Below are 21,834 nucleotides of genomic sequence, written 5' to 3' on the forward strand. Positions count from 1 at the left end.
TCCGTGCCGTGGCGCTTTCGGGCGGTTTGGTCACGTGGTCGCCGTCCTCGCTGTCCGCGCAGCAATGGACGGCGGCAGCTTGATCTGGCGCCTGCGCAGGTGAAGCCGGTTGCGGCGTGACGAGTACTGCTCCCCGCGCCCGCGGGGGTCAGCCGGTGTACGTGCCCTGCTGCTCCCGGTCGGACGGGAGGTTCCCACCCGCGGTGACCATGCCTGTCTCATAGGCGATGACGACCATCTGGGCCCGGTCATGGGCGTGGAGCTTGGCCAGCAGCCGCCGGACATGTGTCTTGACGGTCGCGATGCTCAGCCCCAGATGCTCGGCGATCACGAGGTTGGACAGTCCCCGGGCCACCAATCGGAGGACTTCCCGTTCCCGTGGGGTCACGCCCGCCAGCTCCCGGGCGAGTCGCGGGCGCGGCTCGTGGCGTCCGGCGAACTCGCGGATCAGACGGCGGGTGACCGCGGGCGCGAGCAGGGCGTCGCCGGAGGCGACCACCCGCAAGGCTGTCAGCAGGTCGGCGGGGAGGATGTCCTTCAGGACGAATCCGCTGGCTCCGCCGCGGAGTGCCGCGTACACGTACTCGTCCAGGTCGAACGTGGTGAGGATCAGCACACGGGTGCCGACGGCGTCCGGGTCCGCGCAGATGCGCCGGGTGGCCTCCAGACCGTCCGTGCCCGGCATCCGGATGTCCATCAGCACGACGTCGGGCCGCAGCCGCAGGGCGAGTTCGACGGCCTGCTCGCCGCTGACGGCCTCGCCTGCGACGGTGAGGTCCGGCGCGCTCTCGATGAGCAGGCGGAAGCCCGCCCGCAACAGCGCCTGGTCATCGGCGATGAGAACCCGGACCGGCCGGTTCACCGTGCTGTCTCCGATCCGCAGGGCAGCCGCGCATGCACCCGGAATCCGCCCATCGCCAGGGGGCCGGCGGAGAAGGTCCCGCCGCACATGGCCGCCCGCTCCCGCATCCCGATGAGTCCGTGCCCGCCGCCAGGACGCCGAGACGGGAGCCGAGCCGGGAGCCGGGACGGCGCGTCGTTGACGACCTCGATCTCGACCGCCCCGGGACCCACCCGGGACAGGTTCACCCGGCAGTCCGCCGATCCCGCGTGCCTGACGACATTGGTGAGGGCTTCCTGAACGATCCGGTAGACCGCCAGTTCCACCCCCGGGGGGAGCGGTGGATCCGGGTCGACGGACAGCTCCACGCGCGGGCCTGCGCCGTCCGCGAGCGCGGGCAGGTCCGCCAGACCGGGGGCTGACCCCCACTCGGCTCCGTCACCGGGTGATCGCAGAACGCCGAGCATACGGCGCATCTCGGTGAGCGCCGTCCGGCCCGCTGTCCCGACCAGCGCGAGGGTCCGCTCGGCCTCCTGCGGGTTGGTGGAGGCCACCGCACGGGCCACCTCGGCCCGTACCGCGATGACAGTCAGATGATGGGCCACCACATCGTGGAGCTCGCGGGCGATCCGCAGGCGCTCGTCCGTCACGGCCTGCCGGGCGGCGAGTTCTGCGTACGAGCGCTGCTCTCTCAGCGCGGTGCCCACCAGCCAGGGCAGGGTCATCATCAAAGACGCGAAGACGACGCCCCACGCGACCCCGGAGGCCGGGACCGGTCGCGGAACGAGGGCCATGGCCACCGCGACGGCGCCCAGCGAGCAGCCGAGCGCCGTCGCGGACCGACGCCGCGGTTCCCGCGCCGCCACCGTGTACAGAGCGGCCCCGACGGGGACCCAGGACTCCTCCCATCCGGTGAACGCCATGGCGAGGACCGCTCCGGCCAGGACCGTGTACAGAACCCGGACGGACCATCTACGCCGTACCGCGACCGGCAGCCAGACCACCGCCGCCACGGCTCCCGCGCCCCAGCCACCGCTCCGCGTCTCGCTCGCGCCGAACGCCAGGGCGAGGAGCACGGCCGCGACCGTGTCCACGCCGTGCCACTGTCCGTCCCGCAGACGTCTGGCCACCAGCGGCCGTGACTCCCCGTCGCCCATGCCGGCCACGCTATCCAACCGGGGGCCCGGGGCCTGTCAGCCCGGAGGACGTCATCTCGCGGGCTGAGTCATCCGCGCGGCTGATGCCCGTCATACCCTCCTGGGCTGACACCGGGTTCCTCCCCGGGGGCGAAGCCGCCGGGCTCATCGGACGGAACAGTGGAGCCATGAACCGGAGAACACTGCTGTCCTCGTGCGCCGGACTGGCCGCCGCCATGGTCGCGGGTCCGCTCGCGCCGGTGGCCGTCGCGCGACCGGGGCAGGAGGAACCCGTGCGGTTCCAGTTGCCCGCCCCGAACGGACCGTACCCGCTGGGTACGATCGCGCTGCACCTGGCCGACACCGCGCGGCCGGACCCCTGGGTGCCCTCCCGCCCCTGCCGTGAGCTGATGATCAGCATCTGGTACCCCGCCCGCGGCCGCGCGGCCCGCCCCCCTGTTCCCTGGATGCCTCCGGCGGCGGCCGACCGGTACCTGGGCCTCCTCGGCCTGCCTCCCGGCCGGGTGCGACTGGGAGGCACCCACGGCCACGAGGGCGCTCCCGTCGGCGGACCGCCAGGTCCCCTGCCCGTCGTGCTCTACTCTCCCGGCGCCGACGCGTCACGGTCGTTCGGCACCGGCATCGCGGAAGACCTCGCCAGTCACGGCTTTCTGGTGGTCACCGTCGACCACACCTACGACGCGGCGGCAGTCGCCTTCCCCGGTGGACGCGTCGAGACGAATCCGCTGGGCGGGATCAGCGACTACGCCAAGGCCCTCGCGGTCCGTACCGCCGACATCCGCTTCGTCCTGGACCGGCTCGCCGTCCTCCGCTCGGGTGGCCACCCCGGCGTCTGCCGCACCCCGCTGCCCACAGGCATGCGCGGGGCGCTCGACCTGCGGCGCGTCGGGATGCTCGGCCACTCCCTGGGCGGCGCCACCACCGCCGCGACGATGCTCACCGACGGGCGGATCATGGCGGGCGTGAGCCTGGACGGGGGCGCGGCGGGCCCGGTGGTGGACGCCGGGCTCGACCGTCCGTTCCTGGTCGTGGACACCCCGGGCAAGGGCAGCATGGAGAGCAACCCCGCCCTGCGCGCGTTCTGGTCGCGTCTGCGCGGCTGGCGCCTGCATCTGACCGTGCGGGGAGCCGCGCACCAGTCGTTCGGCGACGATGTGCTGATCCTGCCGCTGATCGCCCCTCTCCTGGGCACGTCACCGCCCGATCTGGAGAAAGAGGTCGGGACGATTCCCGGGCACCGGGCACAGGCGTTCCAACGCGCCTACCCGCGAGCCTTCTTCGACCTCCACCTCCGCGACCAGGGGCGGCTGCTCGACGGTCCCTCCCCCGGCTTCCCCGAGGTCGACTACGCCCGGTGAACGCCGTGGCGCCGGTCCCGCCCGTCTGGGCTCCGAGGTACGACGCCGGGGCGTTCACCGGGCGGGGTCCGGCGAGGGAGGATCGTCGGTGCCCTCGGCTTCGCAGGGAGGATCACCACCCGGGGAATCCCGCGGCACCGCACCATGACGCGCATCCGTGTCGACGCGGCCTACCGAACGGTCCAGGTCGTCACGCGCCACGTCACCCGGCTGGGGTCGGCGCTGCCCCGACAGGTGTCCGCGGGTGAGCTCACACACCTCCAAGCCGGCGACATCAGCAGGATCGCCCAGACACTGACCATCACCGGACCCGGCGCGGGTGCGGTCATCGCGTATGCCGCGACTGCCGTCCTGCTGGTCCGGATCTCGGCGGTCATCGCCGTGGTGGTCCTGCTCGGCGTCCCGGCCCTGGCCCTGACCGTCGGCCCTCTGCTGGGAAGGCTGCACGGCGCCGAAAGCCGCTACCGGGAGGACCAGGGTGCTCTGACCTCCCTCGCCGGCGACATGGTGGCCGGCCTGAGCGTCCTCAACGGGATCGGCGGCAAGCCCCTGTTCGCCGGGCGGTACCGGGAAACGCTCCCAGGCTCTGGTCCCCCTCGGATACCGCGTCGCTGCCATCACCAGCTGGGTCCAGGCACTCACCGCGTGCCTGCCCATGGTCTTCCTCGCCGTGGTGACGTGGATCAGCGCGCGGATGGCGGCCAGTGGGGCCATCACCGTAGGTGAGCTGGTGGCGGTCTACGGATATGTTGCCGCTCTGCTGGTACCCGTCTCATCGTTGACCGAAGGGGCGGATGACCTGCCGCGCGGGCTCGTCTCCGCACGGAGGGTGGTCGACATCCTGGCGCTCGCGCCGGCTCCCGAGGAGCACCGGATCCGGCTCGATCCCCCAGCCGCTCCCGGCCTGCTGCACGACCCCGTATCGGGCCTGGTGGTGGCCCCGGGGAAAGTGACGGCTCTGGTCGGTGCCCGTCCCGACGAGCCGCGCGCCGTGGTGGACCGGCTGGCCGGCTGCACGGACTCCGAGGCCTCCTGGGGGAACCTCAAGCTGTTTGACTGGGACCGCACGGCTCTCAGGCGGCACATTCTGCTCACGGGCAACGATGCCTATGTGGTCCCGGGCCCCCTGCGTTCATCTGCTCCCCCGGCCGGCCCACCCGAGAACGACGTGAAGGAAACTCCCTCAGCCAGGGCGGCGGCACCGCGCGGGTGCGGCCGGTCCCCGTCTGCCGGCCGGATCAAGGAACAGGCAAAGACCTGGCAGCGGCCGAAGCCGCCACGGTCAGGTGAGGTGGTTGACGAGCGCGGTGAACAGCGCGGGAGCACGGGTGGCCAGCGGGACGATCCCCGGGGCCAGCAGAGAGCTGGAGCGGATGCGGACCAGCGCGTCGGTGAGCAGGCGGTGGCGCCGGGTGGTGCGCCGCCACGCCTGCTCGTAGTCCTGCGGTCGTTCGGCGCGCAGGCAGCGCACCACGTGGGCGGCGCCGGTGAGGGCGAGGGAGATGCCCTCTCCGGTGAGGGCGTCGATGTAGCCGGCGGCGTCGCCGACCAGCAGGACGCGCCCGGCCACCCGGGCCCGGACCCGTCGGCGCATCGGTCCGGCGCCACGAACGGTGGAGGCGGCGAGCACGGGGAGGCGGTGGCGGAGCGCGGGGAAGGCGGTCAGCGCCGTGTCGAACGGCACGCGCTCACCGGTGAGGACAGCCACGCCGATGAGGTCCGGCCCCAGCGGGGTGACGTACGCCTCGCCGAACGCGGACCAGTGGACCTCGACACAGTCGGTCCAGGGCGCCACCTCGAAGTGCTGCCGCAGCCCGTATCGCGCCCGCCGGCAATCGGGGCGGTCCAGGCCCAACTGCCTTCTGATGGGCGAGTGGAGGCCGTCAGCGGCGACCAGGTAGCGGGCGGTGAGGCCGGCGGTGGTGACGCTGTCGCCGTGCTGACGAATCTCGGTGGCCTTGGTCGCCAGCACGGGCACGCCGAGCTCGGCCGCCCGGCGGAACAGCGCCGCGTGCAGGACGGTGCGCCGCACGCCCAGGCCCGCCCCGTGCCGGAACCTGCCCTCGGCGAGGCGCTGCTCGTCCAGGTAGCGGATGCCGTGGATCGGGTGCCCGCCGAGTGTGACGCCGAGGGCGGCCAGGGCACGGACAGCCCCGGGCATCAGGCCCTCGCCGCACGCTTTGTCGATCGGTGCCGGGCGTGGTTCGAGGACCACCGCGTCGAGTCCGGCGGTGGTGGCGTGGATCGCGGTGGCCAGACCGGCGGGTCCGCCGCCGACGATCAGGATGTCGATCACGCCGGCACCGGCGCGCAGCGGGTCAGGGCGGCGTTCTCGCACCGCAGGCGGGCGGCGAGCAGCGGCAGGTCGAGCAGGGTGAAGGCGGTCGCGGTGAGCCAGGCGCTGTGGACGAGTGGCAGTGCGGCGCCTTCGAGGATGACCGCGAGGTAGTTGGGGTGGCTGAGCAGCCGGTACGGTCCGACCGTGACCAGGGGCAGGTCGGGCACCACGATGACCCGGGTGTTCCAGCGCGGCCCGAGCGTGCGGATGCACCACCAGCGCAGCGCCTGGGCGGCGAGCACGAGGGTGAGCATGGGCCAGCCGAGGGCGGGCAGGAACGGGCGGTGGGCGAGGTGGACCTCGGCCAGGCAGCCGGCCAGCAGCCCGGTGTGGAGCAGGACCATCACGGGGTAGTGGCCGCGGCCGTACTCGACGCCGCCGCGCGCCCGGCTCCAGGCGGCATTGCGGCGCGCGACGACGAGTTCGGCCAGGCGTTCGGCGGCGACCAGGACGATCAGCAGGGTGTAGGGGAGCATGTCGATCTACCAGCGGAGCAGGACGAGTTCGGAGCAGAAACCCGGCCCCATGGCGAGGAGCAGACCGGGCGTTCCGGGCGATGGCGGGCGCAGGGCGAGGGTGTCGCGCAGGATGTGCAGGACCGAGGCGGAGGAGAGGTTGCCGATCTGGGCCAGCGAACGCCGTGTCAGCTCCAGGGCCTGGGGTGGCAGTCCGAGGGTCTCCACCAGGGCGTCCAGGACCTTGGGCCCGCCCGGATGGGCGACCCAGCCGGTGATGTCCGGCGGCTTCAGGTCGTGCTCGGCGAGGAAGGAGCGGACGTCCTCGCCGAGGTGCAGACGGACCAGTTCGGGCAGTTCGGCGCCGAGCACGATCTTGAAGCCGGTGTCGCCGATGTCCCAGCCCAGCGCCCGTTCGGTGCCTGGGTACAGTCGGCTGTGGGTGGCCACCACCTGCGGGCCCGCGAACTCGTGGCGGCGCGGGTGCTCGCGGCCGACGGCCACCAGGGCGGCGGCGCCGTCGCCGAAGAGCGCGCCGGCCACCATGTTCTGCACGGAGGTGTCGGTGCGCTGCAGGGTGAGCGAGCACAGTTCGACCGAGAGCAGCACCGCGACCTGCCCGGGATGGCCTTCGAGGTAATCGTGCAACCGGGCCAGGCCGGCGGCGCCGGCGACGCAGCCGAGGCCGAAGATCGGCACGCGCTTCACGTCCGGTCGCAGGCCCATGCGCCCGGCCAGCCGGGCCTCCAGCGAGGGCGCGGCGATGCCCGTCACGGAGGTGGAGATCACCAGGTCCACGTCCTCCGCTCCCAGCGCGGCCGTTGCCAGGGCGCCGGTCAGGGCCTGCTCGGCCAGTTGCACCCCGGCTTCGATGAAGAGGTCGTTGGCCTTCCCGAACCCGTTCAACTCGCGGTAGTTCTCCAGCGGCAGCGCCAGGTGGCGGGTGTCGACCGTGGAGGTGGCGTGCAGCCGCTCCAGGACCCCGCGCTCGGCATCCCGCTGCGGGCGCATCGCCGCGAGGGCCTCGGTGATCTCGCCCTGCTCGTACCGGTGCGGAGGGAGCACCCCGTGGACAGCCGCGACTCTGGTCATCGAGCCAGAATAGGTTCCTCGTGACTATTCGTCATCAAATGACCTCTATTCGGCGGTTCGCCCGATCTAGCATGAGGCCGTGGACACAGTCGGAGCCCAGCGAGCACCCGCGGCGACAGCTGCGCGGTCGCGTCCCGGTGCGGGCGGCGGATCGGGCCGGGGGTTGCTGGCCGCCTCCCACGCCGCCCCGTCGATCGCCGTCACCGCCGTGATCACCGCGCTGGCCGCCGCCTCGGGGCGGGGAGCTGCGGGAAGCGCACTGGTGGCCTCGGCGGTGCTGACGGGGCAGCTGTCGGTGGGCTGGTGCAACGACCGGGTCGATCTGCGCCGCGACCTCGCCACCGGCCGGGTCGACAAGCCGCTGGTCAGCGGTGCGGTGCGCGCGCGGAGCGTGGCTGTGGCCGCCGGGTGCGCACTCGCGCTGTGCGTCCCGCTGTCGCTGGCCAACGGGCTTGCGGCAGGCGCGGCCCACCTGACCGGGGTCGCCGCGGCCTGGTCGTACAACCTGGGCGTCAAGCGCACCGCGCTGTCCTGGCTGCCGTATGCCGCGGCATTCGGGCTGCTGCCCGCCTTCGTCACCCTCGCGCTGCCCGGCCATCCCTGGCCGGCCGGGTGGGTAACGGCCGGTGGCGCGCTGCTCGGCACGGGCGCCCACGTCACCAATGTCCTGCCCGACATCGACGGCGACGTGCGGACCGGCGTGCGCGGTCTGCCCCAGCGTCTCGGGCCGCGCCGCGCGCGGGCCCTGGCCGCCGTCCTCCTGCTGGCTGGGGCGATCGTCCTGGTCCTGGGGCCGGCCGGACGGATCGGCGCCGTCGGCTGGGCCTCGCTCGCCGTTACCGGCGCCCTGGCGCTCGCCGTCGCGCTGCCGGCCCGCGCCGACCCGCGAAGCCGGCTGCCCTTCCTGGCCACCCTCGCCCTGGCGGCACTCGACGTCGCTCTGCTCCTGCTGCGCGGCACTGCCCTCGTCTGACGTGCGATCGCTCTCCCTTGCGAACACGCGGCATGCGGCCGAGCCGCTCCGCGTCCATCGGGCCGCTCCGCCCCCTACTCAGGTCGGCTCCGTCCGCCGCTACCGCGCCGGCTCTCCTTCGAGGCATCCCCCTTTGGCGGACGTCGTCGCGCGAGATCGCCCACCCCGGACCGAACTTGACGTTATGAGACGCGGTCGCTGAGATGCTCACCCTGACGGCGGTCGCCGAGGACCCGCTTGTCCTGACGCGGCGCCTGGGCCTGAATGACGGTTCGGAGGCCGTTCTCCGCCCCCTCACGCACACTGACGCGGATCATCTGGCAGCCTTCCTTGAGGGGCTGTCTGCCGAATCGAGGCGGCTGAGTACCTTCGACGGGTACGACCTCGCTGCTCCCTGGTCACTGCGACGGCGGCACCGGGCCCGGGCCACCCACACACCGTTCCGACCGCGCCGCACCTGCGTCCCTCCCCCGGCCAGAGCTGGGTGTGCCAGCGCAAGTGCGCCGAGTGGGTGACGCCGTTGCCCTGCCCGGACCAATCGGCCGCCGGGTCGAGAGGCCCAGGTGGTGGGTGGGAGAGAGCATGCGGACACTGGTCGCGTTCCCCTCCCCCGTGGGTGTGGACCGCTGTCGGTCTGCCCGCCGAGGCGGCCGTTGTGGACCTGCCTCGGTCAGGCCAGTGGACGGGCTGCGGCGCATCGGGCGCTGCGGTGATTCCAGCGGAAGAAGTCCCTCTATGAAGCCTGTTATCGCAGCAGTCGCGAGTGCTGCCGCCCTGGCGGCCCTGGTGGCTGGTTGTTCCAGCAGCTCCAAGTCCACGTCGAGTACCGCCTCCGCGTCGAGTGCCGCCTCCACGTCAAGTACCTCCTCAGCGTCGAGTACCGCCTCCGCGCCCTCGACGAGCGCATCGGCCGCCCCGGCCAGTGGGGCCACCACCCTGAAGACCGCCGACTCGCCCGACGGGCAGATCCTGGTCGACGGGTCCGGCCGGACCTTGTACCTCTTCGAGTCGGACACCACCTCGGCCTCGACCTGCGACGGCGCGTGCGCTACGGCGTGGCCGCCGGTCACGACGACCGGAACGCCGAACTCCAGCGGCGTCACCGCGTCCCTGGTCGGCACGAGCACGAGAGCGGACCAATCGACCCAGGTCACCTACAAGGGCCACCCGCTGTACACCTTCGCCGACGACGCCAACCCCGGTGACATCAACGGTCAGGGTTCCACGGCGTTCGGCGGGAAGTGGTACGTCGTCAGCCCCAGCGGCGATCCGATCACCACCACGGCCACCGCCTCTGCCGCCACGCCGAGCAGCACGTCGGGCGGCGGCAACGGGTACTGATACCGAACTCCGGCCGCTTCCCCGGCGCCGTCGGCGGCCAGGGCACCGGGCCGACGACGGCGCCGGCGTGTCAGCGGCGGGGCCCACCGGTTGCCCCGGCCTACCACTCCACGCAATGGTTCCAGGCTCTTGGAGTCCGCCACCAAAAGTCGGGCGATCGCGCGGTGGGAGCAGGAACACATGGACGTGGTCCAGGGCCACTTCCACCGGAGCGCCGGCGCCGTGCCCCTCACTCCCGGCGCCTACGGCGCGGGCTCCATGGCTGCGGCCCTCCTCCTGCCCCGCACCCTGCGACGCCTCAGCGACCGCGTCGTAACGCTCCCGGGTGCCTTCGCCCTGCGGCTCATCCTCGCCGCGGTGGCGGTGGCTACCGCCATCGCGCCCAGCGGCTGGTCGTGGGCCGCGCTCCTGGCGTCGTGGGCGGCGATCGGTGCCGCCTGCTCCGCCGTGCTCACCCCCGGCGGGGGCTCGTGCGCCTCTGCGCGTGCGACGCCGACCTGCCCGCCGCCTTCGCCGCTCAGTTCTCCCTCTCCCATCTCCCTCTCCCACAGCTGCCGGCTGCTCACCTACCGCCTCGCCGACCGGCTCGCGCCGGCCTCCCTGTCACCGCCGCCGTCCTCGGCGTCATCGGCTGACCGCCGCCACGGCCGCCACCGTGAGTGGTTCGAGGTCTCGCGACCGCCCTGTCTGCCCGTGGAGACGCGCTGGGAGCGGGCCGTTGCGGACGGCCCGGCCGCAGGCGTTGCCCATGTGTTCGGCGAGGCGGTTGACCACGGGCCGGCCGAATCCGCCGGTCCCGGCGACGAGGTCGGGGGTGCGCATGCGCAGCGGTCGCGGGTGGCGGTCGTGCACGGCCACCTCGACGCGTTCCGCGTTCGCGGCCGGGTTCAGGACGAACGCACCGCCACCGTGGCGCAAGGCGTTGGTCACCAGCTCCGGGACGGCGAGGACCACGGCGTCCGCGGTCTCGGGTACGAGGGCCGGCACGAGGCCTGCGAGGAATCCGCGCGCGCTCTCACGCGCGCCCGCCACGGACGGGAAACAACCGGGGCTTCGACGTCGACGCTCACTCATGTCCATCAGGTCACCTGCTCCCTGGGGCGCCAACCCCTCTCCGGCCTGCGCGACCCTCATTCCCCGACCGGGGAAGACCACCCCTGCGACAACCACCCGGTGACCGGCCGGAGCGCGCCGGCCGTGGGGCGACGGCGCCGACCAGCGGCTCTCCGCGTTGACTGCGGGGATCGGCAGGATCACCGCCGAGGACGCTTCACGCGACTCCCGGCGGGATCCCCATCTACGGGGGCGAGGCCGAGGCCGTATGACCGTTTTAGGCGTTTCTAGTATTATGTTCAATCTTTGTGCTCATTTGAGGTTTCATAGGAGGAATCTTTATGCACAGCGGTCAACCGTCGGGGCCGGCGGTGTTGCCGGCGATACCCCGACGGGAGCGGTACGGGACGCTGGGGGGATCGCTCCTGGTGCTGGCGTTCGTCTTCGCCTACGTGGGGTTCTGGCTGATCTGGGACGAGAGCACCTCCGGCAAGGAGGAGGTGCGGCCCGGCACGGTGGTCGCGGTCTCCGACCACGTCTCCTTCGTCCCCGCGGGCGGTTGGTCGTTGGAGCGGGCCGAGACCACCCCGGGGCAGCGTTCGGTGGTGACGAGCGCGTCGAGCGCGTTCTCCGTCTCGACCTCGGAGTGGATGGGCACCCTGGACGAACAGACGGTCCGGGAGAAGAAGCTCCTCCAGGCCGCCGGCAAGGTCCACCTGTACGGCAACGACCAGTCCTTCCACACCGGCAACGGTCTGACCGGCGTGAAGTTCTCCTACTTCACCTCCGGCGTGGAGGGCATCCTGTGGATCGCCTACGACCCCGGGGCGAAGACCGTGGTCACGCTCAACGGCCAGAGCGCCTCCGGTGCGCTGCCCTCCGCGGCGGGCGAGTTCCAGCAGATGGTCGACAGCGTCAGGACAGGAGCCCGGGCATGACCACACCGCACAACCCGCTGACCGCACACCGCAGGCTGAAGGGCGGCGCTCTGGTCGATGAACGCGCGCCGCTCGGCGTGGACGGCTTCTTCCAGCCCCGGCGCGCCGCGTTCTGGCTGTTCCTGTTCTTCCTCGCCAACGGCGTCTTCTCGATGGTGTCCAACTTCTACACCGGCTACCGCGTCGTGCCGACCGCCGTGGTGTTCGCCACCCTGCTCTGGGCGCTGTACGCGGTGCCGTTCCTGCTGTTCTTCCGCTCCCTCGACCTGTTCGAGCAGCACCCGCCGCTGGGCTTCGCGATGGCCTTCGCCTGGGGCGGCTTCGCGGCCTGCTACCTGGCGATCCCCGTCAACTCAGCTGTTGAGTCGATCTCCGCCAAACTCTTCGGACCGCAGTTCACCGCGGACTGGGGACCGGCGCTGGCCGGGCCGATCAACGAGGAGATCCTCAAGCTGCTCGGCGTCGTCGTGCTGATCATGATCGCCCGCACCCAGTTCCGGACGATCCTCTCCGTCGTGGTCGTCGGCGCGATGATCGGCCTCGGCTTCCAGATCGTCGAGGACCTCCTCTACTCGGTCAACACCGCCATCCAGTTCCCCTACACCAACCAGATCGCCCCGGTCGGGCTGATGTTCCTGGTGCGCGGAGTGATCACCGGCATCTGGAGCCACGCCCTCTACACCTCGGTCTCCGCCTTCGGCATCGGATACTTCGTGACCCGCCGCCACGAACCCCTGATCCGGCGCACCGCCGTCGCCGTCGGCGCGTTCGCCCTGGCCTGGTCCATGCACTTCTTCTGGAACTCCCCCTGGATGCAGAACATCGGAGGCGGCGGCGTGGGCGGCATGGTCGTCCTCTCCCTGGTCAAGGGCCTGCCGATCCTCGCGGCCGGCTACCTGATGTGGAAACTGGCCGGCCGCGAGGAAGGCACCCAGATCCGCGCCGTCGCCGACCATTACCTCGACGACGACCTCATGACCCCCGAGGAGCGCGACGCCCTCGGCTCCCTGCACCAGCGCCGCCACCTGCGCACCCACATGCGCAAGGCCCACGGACGCAAGGCCGCCCGCACCCTCCACCGGCTCCAGCGCGCGCAACTGCACCTGATCCGGGTCTGCGAGGAGAACGGCACCGGCATCCCCGCCGCCCGCGCCGCCCAGGACGTCACCGCCCTGCGCGCCGACCTCGCAGCCACCCACACGCCCACCACGACAGGGGCCACCGCGACCGCGAACGCCGGGTAAGTGCTCCACCGCGTGTTCGACGCTCTTGCGGAGCAGTTCGACGCCGGGGAGGCCGGGGTTCGCGTGAACGAACTCATCGAAGCGCGATCCGATCCCGGCCTGTTCGGGCATGCCGCCGAGGTTGTCCGCGCTCCACACCCGCGAAGCGGGAGTGTCCAGGTGGTGGCGGACAGCCCAGTGGCGGGGTGAGTGCCACAGCGATGACCTGCGCCGGCGGGGCACCGCTGACCATGTCGGTCACCGGGCCGGGGCGCTGGTGTCCGGTGGTGGAACTGTGCGGCCGCGACGGGGTAGTTCGACCCGGACGGTGAGGCCGCCACCGGGGCGCGGGGTGGCGGTGACCGTGCCGTGGTGGGTGCGGGTGATCGCCCGGACGACGGCGAGGCCGAGTCCGGAGCCGTCACCGCCGCGCTGCCGGCCGCGCTGGAAGGGTTCGAAGAGCGCGGGGACCTCCTGCGGGTCCAGGACCGGTCCGGTGTTGGCGACCTCGATGAAGGACTGCCCGGCGCTGGTGCCGGTGGTCATGGTGGCCGTGCCGCCGTGGTGGTTGTGCCGTACCGCGTTGGCCAGCAGGTTCAGCGCGACCTGGCGCAGCAGGGAGGGGTCGCCCCAGGCCGGTGCGTGCCCGGGGTCGGCCGTGATGTGGATGCCGGCCTCGTGGGCCTCGTCGGTGAGGTCGGCCAGGGCGCTTCCGGCCGCTTCGGCCAGGTCGACGGGGTGCGGTGTCAGGTCTTCGCTCTCGCCGCGGGCCAGGGTGAGCAGGGCCGCGATGAGACGTTCGCTGCGGGCGTTGGCGTCCAGTGCTCGACGGATGGCGGGTTTCAGGTCGTCCGGGATCCGGCCCTGGGCCAGCGGGATCTCCAGGGCGGTGCGCTGGAGGGTGAGCGGGGTGCGCAGTTCGTGCGAGGCGTGGGCGGTGAAGCGGCGCTGTGCGGTGAAGCCGCGGTCCAGGCGGTCGAGCATGGCGTCGAAGGTGTCGGCGAGTTCGCGGACCTCGTCGTTCGGTCCTGTGAGGGCGAGCCGCTCGCCCAGGGTGCTGTCGGCGCTGATCCGTCGGGCCGTCGCGGTGACCTGGTCGAGGCGGTGCAGTGAACGTCGGCCGATCCACCGGGCGAGCAGCGCGGCGAGGACGGTGAAGGCGGCGAGCAGCAGCAGCGAGCGCGTGAGGAGGTCGCCGAGGACGGTGTGCTGGAAGTCGTCGAAGCGCTGGGCGGGGCTGGTGACCGCGGCGGGGGTCTCGAACGGGCCCGTCGGTGCGGAGGTGGGCCCCGACGGCACAACGGCGGGCTCGGTGATGGCGGTCGCGGGGACGACGAGGTCGCGGTTGGCCTCCAGGAGCTGGCGTGAGCTCAGCCAGTTCAGCACGAGCAGCCCGGATCCGAGGACCGCGAAGACCGCCGTGGTCATCAGGGTCAGCCGGCCGCGCAGGGTCAGCCGGGCCGGCCGCGGGCGGCGTCGGATCCGCACCGGGCTCACAGCCGGTACCCGTAGCCGGGGTCGTTGGTGATCAGCGGTGGTTCGCCGAGCTTGCGGCGCAGGGAGTGCACGGTGACCCGGACGGCGGTGGTGGCCGGGTCCGTCGCGGCGTCCCACAGGCCGTCGCGGAGCTGTTCGGTGGTGACCGGGGCGCCGTCCGCGGTCAGCAGCATCTCCAGCACGCCGAGTTCCCTGGGCGTGAGCCTCAGCGGCCGGCCGTCGCGTTCGGCGATCCTGCGCACGGTGTCCAGGCTGACCCCGTGCCCGCTCAGCACGGTGACGCCACCGCCGTGCCCGGAGCGGCGGCCCAGCGCCCGCAGCCGGGCGATCAGTTCCAGGTAGGAGAACGGCTTGGCCAGGTAGTCGTCGGCGCCCTGGCCGAGGCCGTCGACCAGATCAGTGAGCTTTCCGGCTGCCGTGAGCATCAGGATCCTCGCCGGGTAGCCGGCGGTATTCAGGGCCCGGCAGACGGCGTCCCCGCTCAGGACGGGAAGGTCCCGGTCCAGCAGCAGGACGTCGTAGTCGGTGGCGGCCGTCATTTCGAGCGCCCGGGCACCATCGTGCGCGACATCGCAGACCATGCCCTCGGCCCGCAGGCCCTCGACGAGCATCGCCGCGAGGTCCACCTCGTCCTCGACGATCAGCACGCGCATTCCGTTCCACTCCGATCGGCCTCGCCCCGCGCTGTCCCGGGTGCGCTTTCCCCGGTCAAGGATGGCTTCACGGGGGTTAGCCGGGGGTTAGGCACACGCTCACCAACGGCTAACGCGCCGGTCCGTAGAACTACTGGAGACCATCATCGGCCTTCGGCAGGGAGCACCACATGCGCAGCAGGACCGTACGGACCGTACTGGCGGCCGCCGCCGTCACCGCCGCACTGGCGATGAGCGGCTGCTCCTCCTCGGACCCGGCGCCCAGGGTGGAGGGAGGCGCCGCCACGGGGAAGGGCAAGCCCCAGGACGACGGCGCGGTCCGGCAGGCCTGGGTGAACTGCATGCACCAGGAAGGGCAGAACGGCGTCGAGCTGGACAAGGACGGCAACATCCTGATCCCGGCGGCGGGAACCGACGGAGGGTCGACCACCGGCTACGACACCGCGGCCAGGAGCTGCGACGCCAAGGTCCCCGGAATCCACCAGGTCAAGCCGAAGAACATGGAGAAGTCCATCGAGGAGGCACGCGCCTTCGTCGCCTGCGCGCGGAAGAACGGCTACCCCGACCTCCCGGACCCGGATCCCAAGACCGCCATCCTCACCATCCCCCGCGCCTCCTTCGACATGGCCAAGTGGGACGCCATCCAGCCGGCTTGCGGCCGGCTGCCGATGCCCGGCTACTCCATCGGCCAGTGACCATGAGCGACCACCGCACCGAAACCCCCGCCACCGAGGACGGCCGGCCAGGCCGTACGCGCACGGCCCGCCGTCGGATCGTCCCCCTCGCACTGGTCGCCGTCATCGGCGCTTCGGGCGCCCTCGCCGCCACCCGCCCCTGGGAGCACCGGGCCTCCTCCCCGGCGCACTCCCCGGTCGGCCACGAGACCGTCGAGGTGCGCAAGGGCTCGCTGTCCAGCGGCATCCAGGTCGGCGGCGCCCTCGCCTACGACACCCCCACCGCAGTCGTCCCCGCCGGCCGCGGAACCGTCACCGCCCTGCCCGCCGTCGGCACCGTCGTCAGGCCCGGCGCCACACTCTACGAGGTCGACGGAGGCCCCGTGGTCCTGCTGCGGGGAGACCGGCCGATGTGGCGCGACCTCGGCCCGGACACCGGCGACGGCCCCGACGTCGAACAGCTCGAACGCAACCTCATCGACCTCGGCTACGCGAACGGGCTCGGCCTCAAGGCCGACCGGAAGTTCACCGCGGGCACCGCCACCGCCGTCAAGCGCTGGCAGAAGGCCCTCGGCGTGCAGCAGACCGGGACGGTCACGCTCGGAAGCGTCATCATGCTGCCCCAGCAGACCGCGCGGGTGCAGCAGGTCGACGCGAAACTCGGCTCGGCCATCGGCAGCACCGCCGTCATGACCGTCACCAGCACCGACCTGGTCGCCACGGTACAGCCCGCCGACAACCAGACCTCCCGCTTCAAGCCCGACGGACGGGTGACGGTGAAGCTCGCCGACGGCACCACCGTCGGCGGGCGCGTCCGCTCCCTGATCAGGGGTGGCACAGATGGGGGAGGCGGCAACGGACAGGGCGGCGAGGGCGGCGGCGGAAACCCGGAGAAGACCACCGTCACCATCGCGCTGGACACCCAGCACCAACCCCAACAGGCCGGCGCCTCCACCGTGACCGTCACCGTCGTCGGCGACACCGCCGAGGACGCGTTGATCGTCCCCGTCACCGCCCTGATCGCCCTCGACGGCGGCGGCTACGGCGTCAAGGTCGCCGACGGCGCCACCACCCGCCTCGTCCAGGTCCGCCTGGGACTCGTCGCCGACGCCAAGGCACAGATCACCGGCGACATCCGGGACGGCGACCGGGTGGTGGTCCCGGTATGACACACCCTCGGCTCAAGGACACCACTCCCGTGATCCAACTCACCGGTGTCACCAAGGAATACCCCGGATCACCACCCCTGCGCATCCTGCACGGCATCGACCTCACCGTCGACCGCGGGGAACTCCTCGCCGTCGTCGGCCCCTCCGGCTCCGGCAAGTCCACCCTCCTCGCCCTCCTCGGCTCCCTCGACCGCCCCACCGGCGGACGGCTGCGCTTCGAAGGCCACGACCTCGCCGCCCTCACCGACCCCGAACTGGCCGCCCTGCGCGCCCACCGGATCGGCTTCGTCTTCCAACAGTTCTTCCTGCTGCCCGGGCTCACCACCGTCGAGAACGTCGCCACCGGACTCCTCTACAGCGGCGCCCCCGCCACCCTCCGACGCGCCGCGGCCGTCGAGGCACTGCGCGAAGTAGGACTCGGCCACCGCCTGCACCACCACCCGGACCAGCTGTCCGGCGGCGAGAAACAACGTGTGGCCATCGCCCGCGCCCTCGTCGGCAACCCCGCGCTGCTGCTCGCCGACGAACCCACCGGAGCCCTCGACGGCGCCTCCGGCGCCACCGTCGTCGACCTCCTGCGCAGCCTCAACGCCAAGGGCACCACAGTCGTCGTCATCACCCACGACCGCGACCTGGCCGCCTCCTTCCCCCGGCGGATCGGCATCCACGACGGCCGCATCGACTTCGACGAACGCGCCCCCCACCCCGCAGGAGCCCCCCGATGACGCCCGCCCCGCGCCGCACCAGGCTGCGCCCGACGGACCTGCTGCGCCTGGGCATGATCGGTCCGCGCACCCGCAGGATGCGCTCCGCGCTGTCCGCGCTCGGGATCTCCCTGGGGATCGCCGCCGTCATCGCGGTGACCGGGATCTCCTCCTCCAACCAGGCCCACCTGCTGGAACGCCTGGACCGGCTCGGCTCCAACCTGATCACTGTCGCCCCCGGGAAAGGAGCCGATCAGAAGCCGGCACCACTGCCCCCCACGGCTGAGAAGATGCTCGCCGACATCGCCCCCGTCCAGCAGGTGACCGCCACCGGGGCCACCGAGGCCCAGGTCTACCGCAACGACCTCGTACCGACGCAGCAGACCGGCAGCCTCACCGTACTGGCCGCCCGCCCCAACCTGCTGGACGTCCTGCACGCCACCGTGCGCAGCGGGCACTGGCTGGACACGGCGAGCGAGAGCCTCCCCGTGACCGTGCTCGGCGACCAGGCCGCGCAGCGCCTCGGCGTCACCGCCCCGGGCGAACGGGTCTGGCTGGGCGGACAGTGGTTCGTCGTCACCGGGATCCTGGCCCCCAACGAGCTGGCCCCCGAACTCGGCACCGCCGCCCTGGTCGGCTGGCCCGAAGCCACCGCCCACCTGGGTGCGGACGGCACCGCCGCCACCGTCTACCTCCGGTCCCACCCCGAGCGCGTCCCCGATGTCCAGGCCGTCGCCGCGGCCGCCGCCAATCCCGCCGGCCCGAGCACGGTCGCCGTCAGCCGGCCGTCCGATCTCTACACCGCACGGGCTGAAGCCAAGAACGCCCTCACCGGACTGGTCCTGGCACTCGCGGCCGTCGCCCTGCTCGTCGGCGGTGTCGGCATCGCCAACACCATGGTGGTGAGCGTGATGGAACGCCGCGGCGAGATCGGACTGCGCCGCGCCCTGGGCGCCCGGGGCGGCCAGATCGCCGCGCAATTCCTCCTCGAAGCCGTCCTGATGGGCCTCATCGGGGGAATCGGCGGACTGGCCCTGGGCGCCCTCACCGTCTACGGCTACGCCCTCGCCCAAGACTGGCCCGCCACCATCCCGCTCTCCACGACCGCCGCCGCACCGCTGGTCTCGGTCCTGGTGGCCGCCGTCGCCGGGATCTACCCGGCCCTGCGAGCAGCCAAGGCCTCCCCGACCGACGCCCTCCGCTCGGCCTGACCAGCACGGGGCGGCATCCACGGCGGACAGGCCAGCCTGATTGCGTGACATCGACGGTTCGCGAGTTCACCGCCGGGCAACGTGGCCACCGGCCGGGAGCAGGCGGCCTGCCGGTCGACCGTTCGCGATCGAGGGGCCCCTGGAGAACCGGGACCGGGACGCCTGGGAGCGGCTGACCCGGATCAAGCTGTCGCGAGGTCCCAGAGGGCATGCACCTGTGCGGCTCCTGGGGCGGGTATGTGGTTGTGATCAGTGGGTGGTGCTGGTGAGGTCTTTGATCCAGATCATCGCGCCCCGAGGGTGGAGGCCGGCGAGGTAGCTCGCAGGGGTCTTGTCGCAGCGGGTGGCGATGCCTCGCCAGGCCTTCAACGTGTTGGTTGGGTAGGCCGCGCGACGAGGTGCCTGCCATGTGCAGGTCCTTTTCCGCACGGCCCCCCTCCGAACCCGCCGTACGAGTTTCCCCGTAACGGGCTCTCCAGTGACCTATTTCGTGACGCTTCTGGATGGCTTTCCTGAGTGGATCGTTTCATGGCAACCGGTGCAGACCACCAGAGTCTTGCGCCGTTTCTTCGCCATGACCTGACGCCATTCAGTAGGTGGATCTCCCTCAGGCGGAGGAGGCCACGGGATCCGCGAACGCCGCTGCCGTCGGCCGGCCGGGGAGAAACGGTAGATCGCCGACGGCGACGGCCACCCGACCTGCGGACGTATGCGCGACTGAACCCTCTGCGATGTGCGGGCCGCCACTGTCCCGGCGCGCGCCGCCCTACGACCAGCGCCGGCCGCCGTGTGGTTGGTGGGGTGTTCCGCACGCGGGCCGGGCCACGGGGGTGTGCCGGCCCGCATGCGGGATCGGAACCGGTCCGGGTCAGACCGGCCAGAACGGTCAGGCCGGGTCGCCCACCCGTCCCAGGGCGTCGATCTGCTCCTCCGGCACGTACGCGGGCGGAACCTCACGCCCCCGGCCCAGGTGATTGAAGAGCAGGTTCAACGTGACGGCCAGCAGGCAGCCCGCCGAGATTCCCGAGTGCAGCACCGTCGCGATCTGGTCCGGGAAGGCGTGGTAGAAGTCCGGGAAGGCGATCGGGAAGATGCCGAAGGCCAGGCTGACTGCCACGATGATCGCGTTCGAGCCCGCGCTCAGGTCCGCCTTGCCCAGCGTGCGGATACCCGCCACCGCCACCGACCCGAACAGCACCACGCCCGCCCCGCCCAGCACCGGCTGCGGCACCAACGAGACCAGCCCGCCGACCACCGGCACCAGACCCATCACCACGAGGAACACCCCCGCCAGCGCCACCACGAAGCGGCTGCGGATCCGCGTCAACGCCACCAGTCCGATGTTCTGGGCGAAGGCCGAGCAGATGAAGCCGTTGAACACCCCGCCGAAGGCCGTCGCCAGTCCGTCCGCCCGCAGACCGCCGGCGATCGTGCGGTTGTCCGCGGGCCGCTCCACGACCTCACCCAGCGCGATCATGTCCGCGGTGGACTCGGTCATCGAGACCACCATCACCACCAGCATCGAGATGATCGAGGCGACCTGGAACTGCGGGGCGCCGAAGGCGAACGGGTGCGGCAGCTCGAAGAGCGGCAGGCTGCCGAGCGCGTGCGCGTTCACCTTGCCGAGAGGGACCGCCGCCAGGGTGCCCACCAGCAGACCGAGCAGGATCGAAATCCGCTGCAGGAAGCCGCGCAGGAACCTGTTGAAGAGCAGCACGGCAAGCAGGGTGAGCCCGGCCAGACCCAGGTTGGCGAGCGAACCGTACTCGGCCGCCCGCGAGTTGCCGCCCTGTGCCCAGTTCCCGGCGACCGGGAGCAGGGAGATTCCGATCAGCGTGATCACCGTGCCGCTGACCACCGGCGGGAAGAATCTGACGAGGCGGCAGAAGACCGGTGCCAGCAGGAAGCAGAAGATCCCGGCTATCAGGGTGGAGCCGAAGATCAACGGCAGGGCCGCGCCCTTCTTCGCCTCGATCACGGCCAGGATCGGCGAGACCGTGGCGAAGGAGACGCCGTTGACGAACGGCAGCCGCGAGCCGACCCCCCAGATCCCCAGTGTCTGCAGCAGGGTGGCGATGCCGGCGATGAACAGGCTGGCGGCCAGCAGGGTGGTGAGCTGGGCCGGGTCCAGGCCGGCCGCCGCGCCGATGATCAGCGGTGGCGCGGCCACCCCGGCGTACATGCTGGCGACGTGCTGAAGCGCGACGGTCGCCATCCGGCCGGGCGGCAACATCTCGTCGACCGGGTGCTGCGGCATCGGCGGCTTCGTGAGCACGGTCTGACGTCCCATGGGTCGTCCCTCCAGACTGAGGTGGCTTCGGGCCCGGGAACGACGACCGACGTTGGGGACGGGCACGGTGACGCTGGGACGACCCTGGCGGACGGCAGCGGTGCCGTCGCCCACCTGCCGGAGCCCGCGGCGAACGGGTCCCAACCCATGAGATGATTTCCGCGATACGGAATCTGAATTCCGTGATTCGGCGTTGCGTAGAATGTAGAGAGCGCCGCCCGCACCGTCAAGAGATCTCCTTCGATCGTCGCGCAGCACCACGAATCCTGTGCCTACCTCCAATCCCGATCGGCATCGCGTCCCGCCTTCGACGTGCCCCTCGCCACCCGGGTCGCCGGCCTTGCCCACGACGCGGTCGCCCAGCGGCTGACCGAGCGGCCGTTCATCGGCGAGAACACGGCCTGTGGCCCTTCCACCTCCACGCCCTCATCCGCAGCGCCGACGACCAGGCCGGCGGCGACCGCGCCCCGCCGCGTACCGCTGAGGTGCCGGGCGACCGGCCGGGGCGGAGTCCGGTGGCGTTGTCTTTCCGGACGCGAGGGCTGCGTTTCCGCTGTTCAGGCATGGGGTCGGCAGTCTCGGGGAGTGGTGGCGTGCCGTGTCGTCGCCCTGGCGGAGGTCGGGGATGCCGTCGTCGGTCGTGGAGCTGCTGAAAGCGGCGTGAGCTGACCGCTCGCCGTCGTGTGGACGCGCTGCGCGAGGGGGTGGACCGTATCCAGGCCGAGCCGGCCACGGCCGAGCGGGAGTGGAACGAGTGGATCATCGCCCGTTCACGCGTCGGCGAGGTACTGTCCCGGGCGAAGGAGAGCGGGATGTCACCAGGGTGTGACCCTGCCGCACCGGAGAGGTCCTGGGTGGCAGGTACTT

Annotated in this window: 19 protein-coding genes and 1 pseudogene; 10 read left to right on the forward strand and 10 right to left on the reverse strand. The window is 72.0% G+C overall.

Translation table 11 applies throughout. From position 1 onward, the window contains the following. Positions 1-148: 148 nt before the first annotated feature. Positions 149-862, reverse strand: coding sequence for a response regulator (locus ACIQTO_RS09890; protein WP_402385360.1), 714 nt, complete (start codon positions 860-862; stop codon positions 149-151). After that, positions 859-1,998, reverse strand: coding sequence for a sensor histidine kinase (locus ACIQTO_RS09895; protein WP_402385363.1), 1,140 nt, complete (start codon positions 1,996-1,998; stop codon positions 859-861). The genes ACIQTO_RS09890 and ACIQTO_RS09895 overlap by 4 nt, the downstream gene beginning before the upstream one ends. Positions 1,999-2,165: 167 nt before the next feature. Between ACIQTO_RS09895 and ACIQTO_RS09900 the strand changes: the two genes are divergently transcribed. Both ACIQTO_RS09900 and ACIQTO_RS09905 read left to right on the forward strand, forming a co-directional pair. Continuing rightward, positions 2,166-3,356 (forward strand): alpha/beta hydrolase family protein, encoded by a 1,191-nt coding sequence (locus tag ACIQTO_RS09900; RefSeq protein ID WP_402385366.1) that lies wholly within the window; start codon positions 2,166-2,168, stop codon positions 3,354-3,356. 72 nt (positions 3,357-3,428) lie between these two features. Continuing rightward, positions 3,429-4,554 (forward strand): annotated as a pseudogene (locus tag ACIQTO_RS09905) (ABC transporter transmembrane domain-containing protein); the annotation flags it as partial. Between the two features lie 84 nt (positions 4,555-4,638). Here ACIQTO_RS09905 and ACIQTO_RS09910 read toward each other — a convergent pair. The 3 genes from ACIQTO_RS09910 to ACIQTO_RS09920 are packed head-to-tail and all read right to left on the reverse strand — an operon-like array spanning position 4,639 to position 7,241. Further along, on the reverse strand, positions 4,639-5,652 hold the full coding sequence (locus ACIQTO_RS09910) for an NAD(P)/FAD-dependent oxidoreductase (protein WP_402385369.1): 1,014 nt from the start codon (positions 5,650-5,652) through the stop codon (positions 4,639-4,641). Further along, complete coding sequence (locus ACIQTO_RS09915) at positions 5,649-6,170, reverse strand: isoprenylcysteine carboxyl methyltransferase family protein (protein ID WP_402385371.1); 522 nt, start codon at positions 6,168-6,170, stop codon at positions 5,649-5,651. The genes ACIQTO_RS09910 and ACIQTO_RS09915 overlap by 4 nt, the downstream gene beginning before the upstream one ends. A 6-nt stretch (positions 6,171-6,176) precedes the next feature. Continuing rightward, positions 6,177-7,241 (reverse strand): type III polyketide synthase, encoded by a 1,065-nt coding sequence (locus ACIQTO_RS09920; protein WP_402385374.1) that lies wholly within the window; start codon positions 7,239-7,241, stop codon positions 6,177-6,179. Positions 7,242-7,320: 79 nt separating this feature from the next. On the opposite strand from ACIQTO_RS09920, the gene ACIQTO_RS09925 reads away from it, so the two are divergent. Then, on the forward strand, positions 7,321-8,214 hold the full coding sequence (locus tag ACIQTO_RS09925) for a UbiA family prenyltransferase (RefSeq protein WP_402385377.1): 894 nt from the start codon (positions 7,321-7,323) through the stop codon (positions 8,212-8,214). A 735-nt stretch (positions 8,215-8,949) separates the two neighbouring features. Next, positions 8,950-9,555: a hypothetical protein gene (locus ACIQTO_RS09930; RefSeq protein ID WP_402385379.1), complete on the forward strand. Its 606-nt coding sequence runs from the start codon at positions 8,950-8,952 to the stop codon at positions 9,553-9,555. A gap of 624 nt (positions 9,556-10,179) precedes the next feature. Here ACIQTO_RS09930 and ACIQTO_RS09935 read toward each other — a convergent pair. Beyond that, positions 10,180-10,542: an ATP-binding protein gene (locus ACIQTO_RS09935; protein WP_402385382.1), complete on the reverse strand. Its 363-nt coding sequence runs from the start codon at positions 10,540-10,542 to the stop codon at positions 10,180-10,182. A 407-nt stretch (positions 10,543-10,949) separates the two neighbouring features. On the opposite strand from ACIQTO_RS09935, the gene ACIQTO_RS09940 reads away from it, so the two are divergent. Together ACIQTO_RS09940 and ACIQTO_RS09945 are read left to right on the forward strand one after the other, a co-directional pair. Beyond that, positions 10,950-11,546, forward strand: coding sequence for a hypothetical protein (locus tag ACIQTO_RS09940; RefSeq protein ID WP_402385383.1), 597 nt, complete (start codon positions 10,950-10,952; stop codon positions 11,544-11,546). Continuing rightward, on the forward strand, positions 11,543-12,790 hold the full coding sequence (locus tag ACIQTO_RS09945; RefSeq protein WP_402385386.1) for a PrsW family intramembrane metalloprotease: 1,248 nt from the start codon (positions 11,543-11,545) through the stop codon (positions 12,788-12,790). Before ACIQTO_RS09940 ends, ACIQTO_RS09945 begins: the two co-directional genes overlap by 4 nt. Positions 12,791-13,027: 237 nt before the next feature. Here ACIQTO_RS09945 and ACIQTO_RS09950 read toward each other — a convergent pair whose 3' ends face one another. Next, entirely contained in the window at positions 13,028-14,257 is a 1,230-nt protein-coding gene (locus ACIQTO_RS09950) for a sensor histidine kinase (protein WP_402385388.1), read from the reverse strand. A 5-nt stretch (positions 14,258-14,262) separates the two neighbouring features. Next, positions 14,263-14,919: a response regulator transcription factor gene (locus ACIQTO_RS09955; RefSeq protein ID WP_402385390.1), complete on the reverse strand. Its 657-nt coding sequence runs from the start codon at positions 14,917-14,919 to the stop codon at positions 14,263-14,265. A gap of 170 nt (positions 14,920-15,089) precedes the next feature. Between ACIQTO_RS09955 and ACIQTO_RS09960 the strand changes: the two genes are divergently transcribed. Genes ACIQTO_RS09960 through ACIQTO_RS09975 form a run of 4 tightly spaced genes read left to right on the forward strand, consistent with a single transcriptional unit; the run spans position 15,090 to position 18,677 of the window. Continuing rightward, a complete protein-coding gene (locus ACIQTO_RS09960) occupies positions 15,090-15,614 on the forward strand; it encodes a hypothetical protein (protein ID WP_402385393.1) in 525 nt (174 codons plus the stop codon). A gap of 2 nt (positions 15,615-15,616) precedes the next feature. Beyond that, positions 15,617-16,762, forward strand: a complete 1,146-nt coding sequence (locus ACIQTO_RS09965; RefSeq protein ID WP_402385396.1) for a peptidoglycan-binding protein — start codon at positions 15,617-15,619, stop codon at positions 16,760-16,762. Next, positions 16,759-17,487 carry an ABC transporter ATP-binding protein gene (locus ACIQTO_RS09970; protein ID WP_402385399.1) on the forward strand — a complete coding sequence of 243 codons (729 nt, stop codon included), beginning with the start codon at positions 16,759-16,761 and terminating at the stop codon, positions 17,485-17,487. Before ACIQTO_RS09965 ends, ACIQTO_RS09970 begins: the two co-directional genes overlap by 4 nt. After that, positions 17,484-18,677 carry an ABC transporter permease gene (locus ACIQTO_RS09975; protein ID WP_402385402.1) on the forward strand — a complete coding sequence of 398 codons (1,194 nt, stop codon included), beginning with the start codon at positions 17,484-17,486 and terminating at the stop codon, positions 18,675-18,677. The genes ACIQTO_RS09970 and ACIQTO_RS09975 overlap by 4 nt, the downstream gene beginning before the upstream one ends. A 483-nt stretch (positions 18,678-19,160) precedes the next feature. Here the strand turns inward: ACIQTO_RS09975 and ACIQTO_RS09980 are convergent, their stop codons facing one another. Beyond that, positions 19,161-19,523: a hypothetical protein gene (locus ACIQTO_RS09980; RefSeq protein WP_402385405.1), complete on the reverse strand. Its 363-nt coding sequence runs from the start codon at positions 19,521-19,523 to the stop codon at positions 19,161-19,163. A gap of 40 nt (positions 19,524-19,563) precedes the next feature. Beyond that, a complete protein-coding gene (locus ACIQTO_RS09985; protein WP_402385408.1) occupies positions 19,564-20,967 on the reverse strand; it encodes a nucleobase:cation symporter-2 family protein in 1,404 nt (467 codons plus the stop codon). Between the last annotated feature and the right edge of the window lie 867 nt (positions 20,968-21,834).

This window comes from Kitasatospora sp. NPDC091207 (assembly GCF_044768625.1).
Classification (GTDB): Bacteria; Actinomycetota; Actinomycetes; order Streptomycetales; family Streptomycetaceae; genus Kitasatospora.

Excerpts from the sequence above, each read along its gene's own strand:
- ACIQTO_RS09895 (WP_402385363.1), bottom strand. The coding sequence starts at position 1,998 with ATGGGCGACGGGGAGTCACGGCCGCTGGTGGCCAGACGTCTGCGGGAC.
- ACIQTO_RS09900 (WP_402385366.1), top strand. The coding sequence starts at position 2,166 with ATGAACCGGAGAACACTGCTGTCCTCGTGCGCCGGACTGGCCGCCGCC.
- ACIQTO_RS09915 (WP_402385371.1), bottom strand. The coding sequence starts at position 6,170 with ATGCTCCCCTACACCCTGCTGATCGTCCTGGTCGCCGCCGAACGCCTG.
- ACIQTO_RS09920 (WP_402385374.1), bottom strand. The coding sequence starts at position 7,241 with ATGACCAGAGTCGCGGCTGTCCACGGGGTGCTCCCTCCGCACCGGTAC.
- ACIQTO_RS09930 (WP_402385379.1), top strand. The coding sequence starts at position 8,950 with ATGAAGCCTGTTATCGCAGCAGTCGCGAGTGCTGCCGCCCTGGCGGCC.
- ACIQTO_RS09940 (WP_402385383.1), top strand. The coding sequence starts at position 10,950 with ATGCACAGCGGTCAACCGTCGGGGCCGGCGGTGTTGCCGGCGATACCC.
- ACIQTO_RS09945 (WP_402385386.1), top strand. The coding sequence starts at position 11,543 with ATGACCACACCGCACAACCCGCTGACCGCACACCGCAGGCTGAAGGGC.
- ACIQTO_RS09955 (WP_402385390.1), bottom strand. The coding sequence starts at position 14,919 with ATGCGCGTGCTGATCGTCGAGGACGAGGTGGACCTCGCGGCGATGCTC.
- ACIQTO_RS09960 (WP_402385393.1), top strand. The coding sequence starts at position 15,090 with ATGCGCAGCAGGACCGTACGGACCGTACTGGCGGCCGCCGCCGTCACC.
- ACIQTO_RS09965 (WP_402385396.1), top strand. The coding sequence starts at position 15,617 with ATGAGCGACCACCGCACCGAAACCCCCGCCACCGAGGACGGCCGGCCA.
- ACIQTO_RS09970 (WP_402385399.1), top strand. The coding sequence starts at position 16,759 with ATGACACACCCTCGGCTCAAGGACACCACTCCCGTGATCCAACTCACC.
- ACIQTO_RS09975 (WP_402385402.1), top strand. The coding sequence starts at position 17,484 with ATGACGCCCGCCCCGCGCCGCACCAGGCTGCGCCCGACGGACCTGCTG.
- ACIQTO_RS09980 (WP_402385405.1), bottom strand. The coding sequence starts at position 19,523 with ATGCGGGCCGGCACACCCCCGTGGCCCGGCCCGCGTGCGGAACACCCC.
- ACIQTO_RS09985 (WP_402385408.1), bottom strand. The coding sequence starts at position 20,967 with ATGGGACGTCAGACCGTGCTCACGAAGCCGCCGATGCCGCAGCACCCG.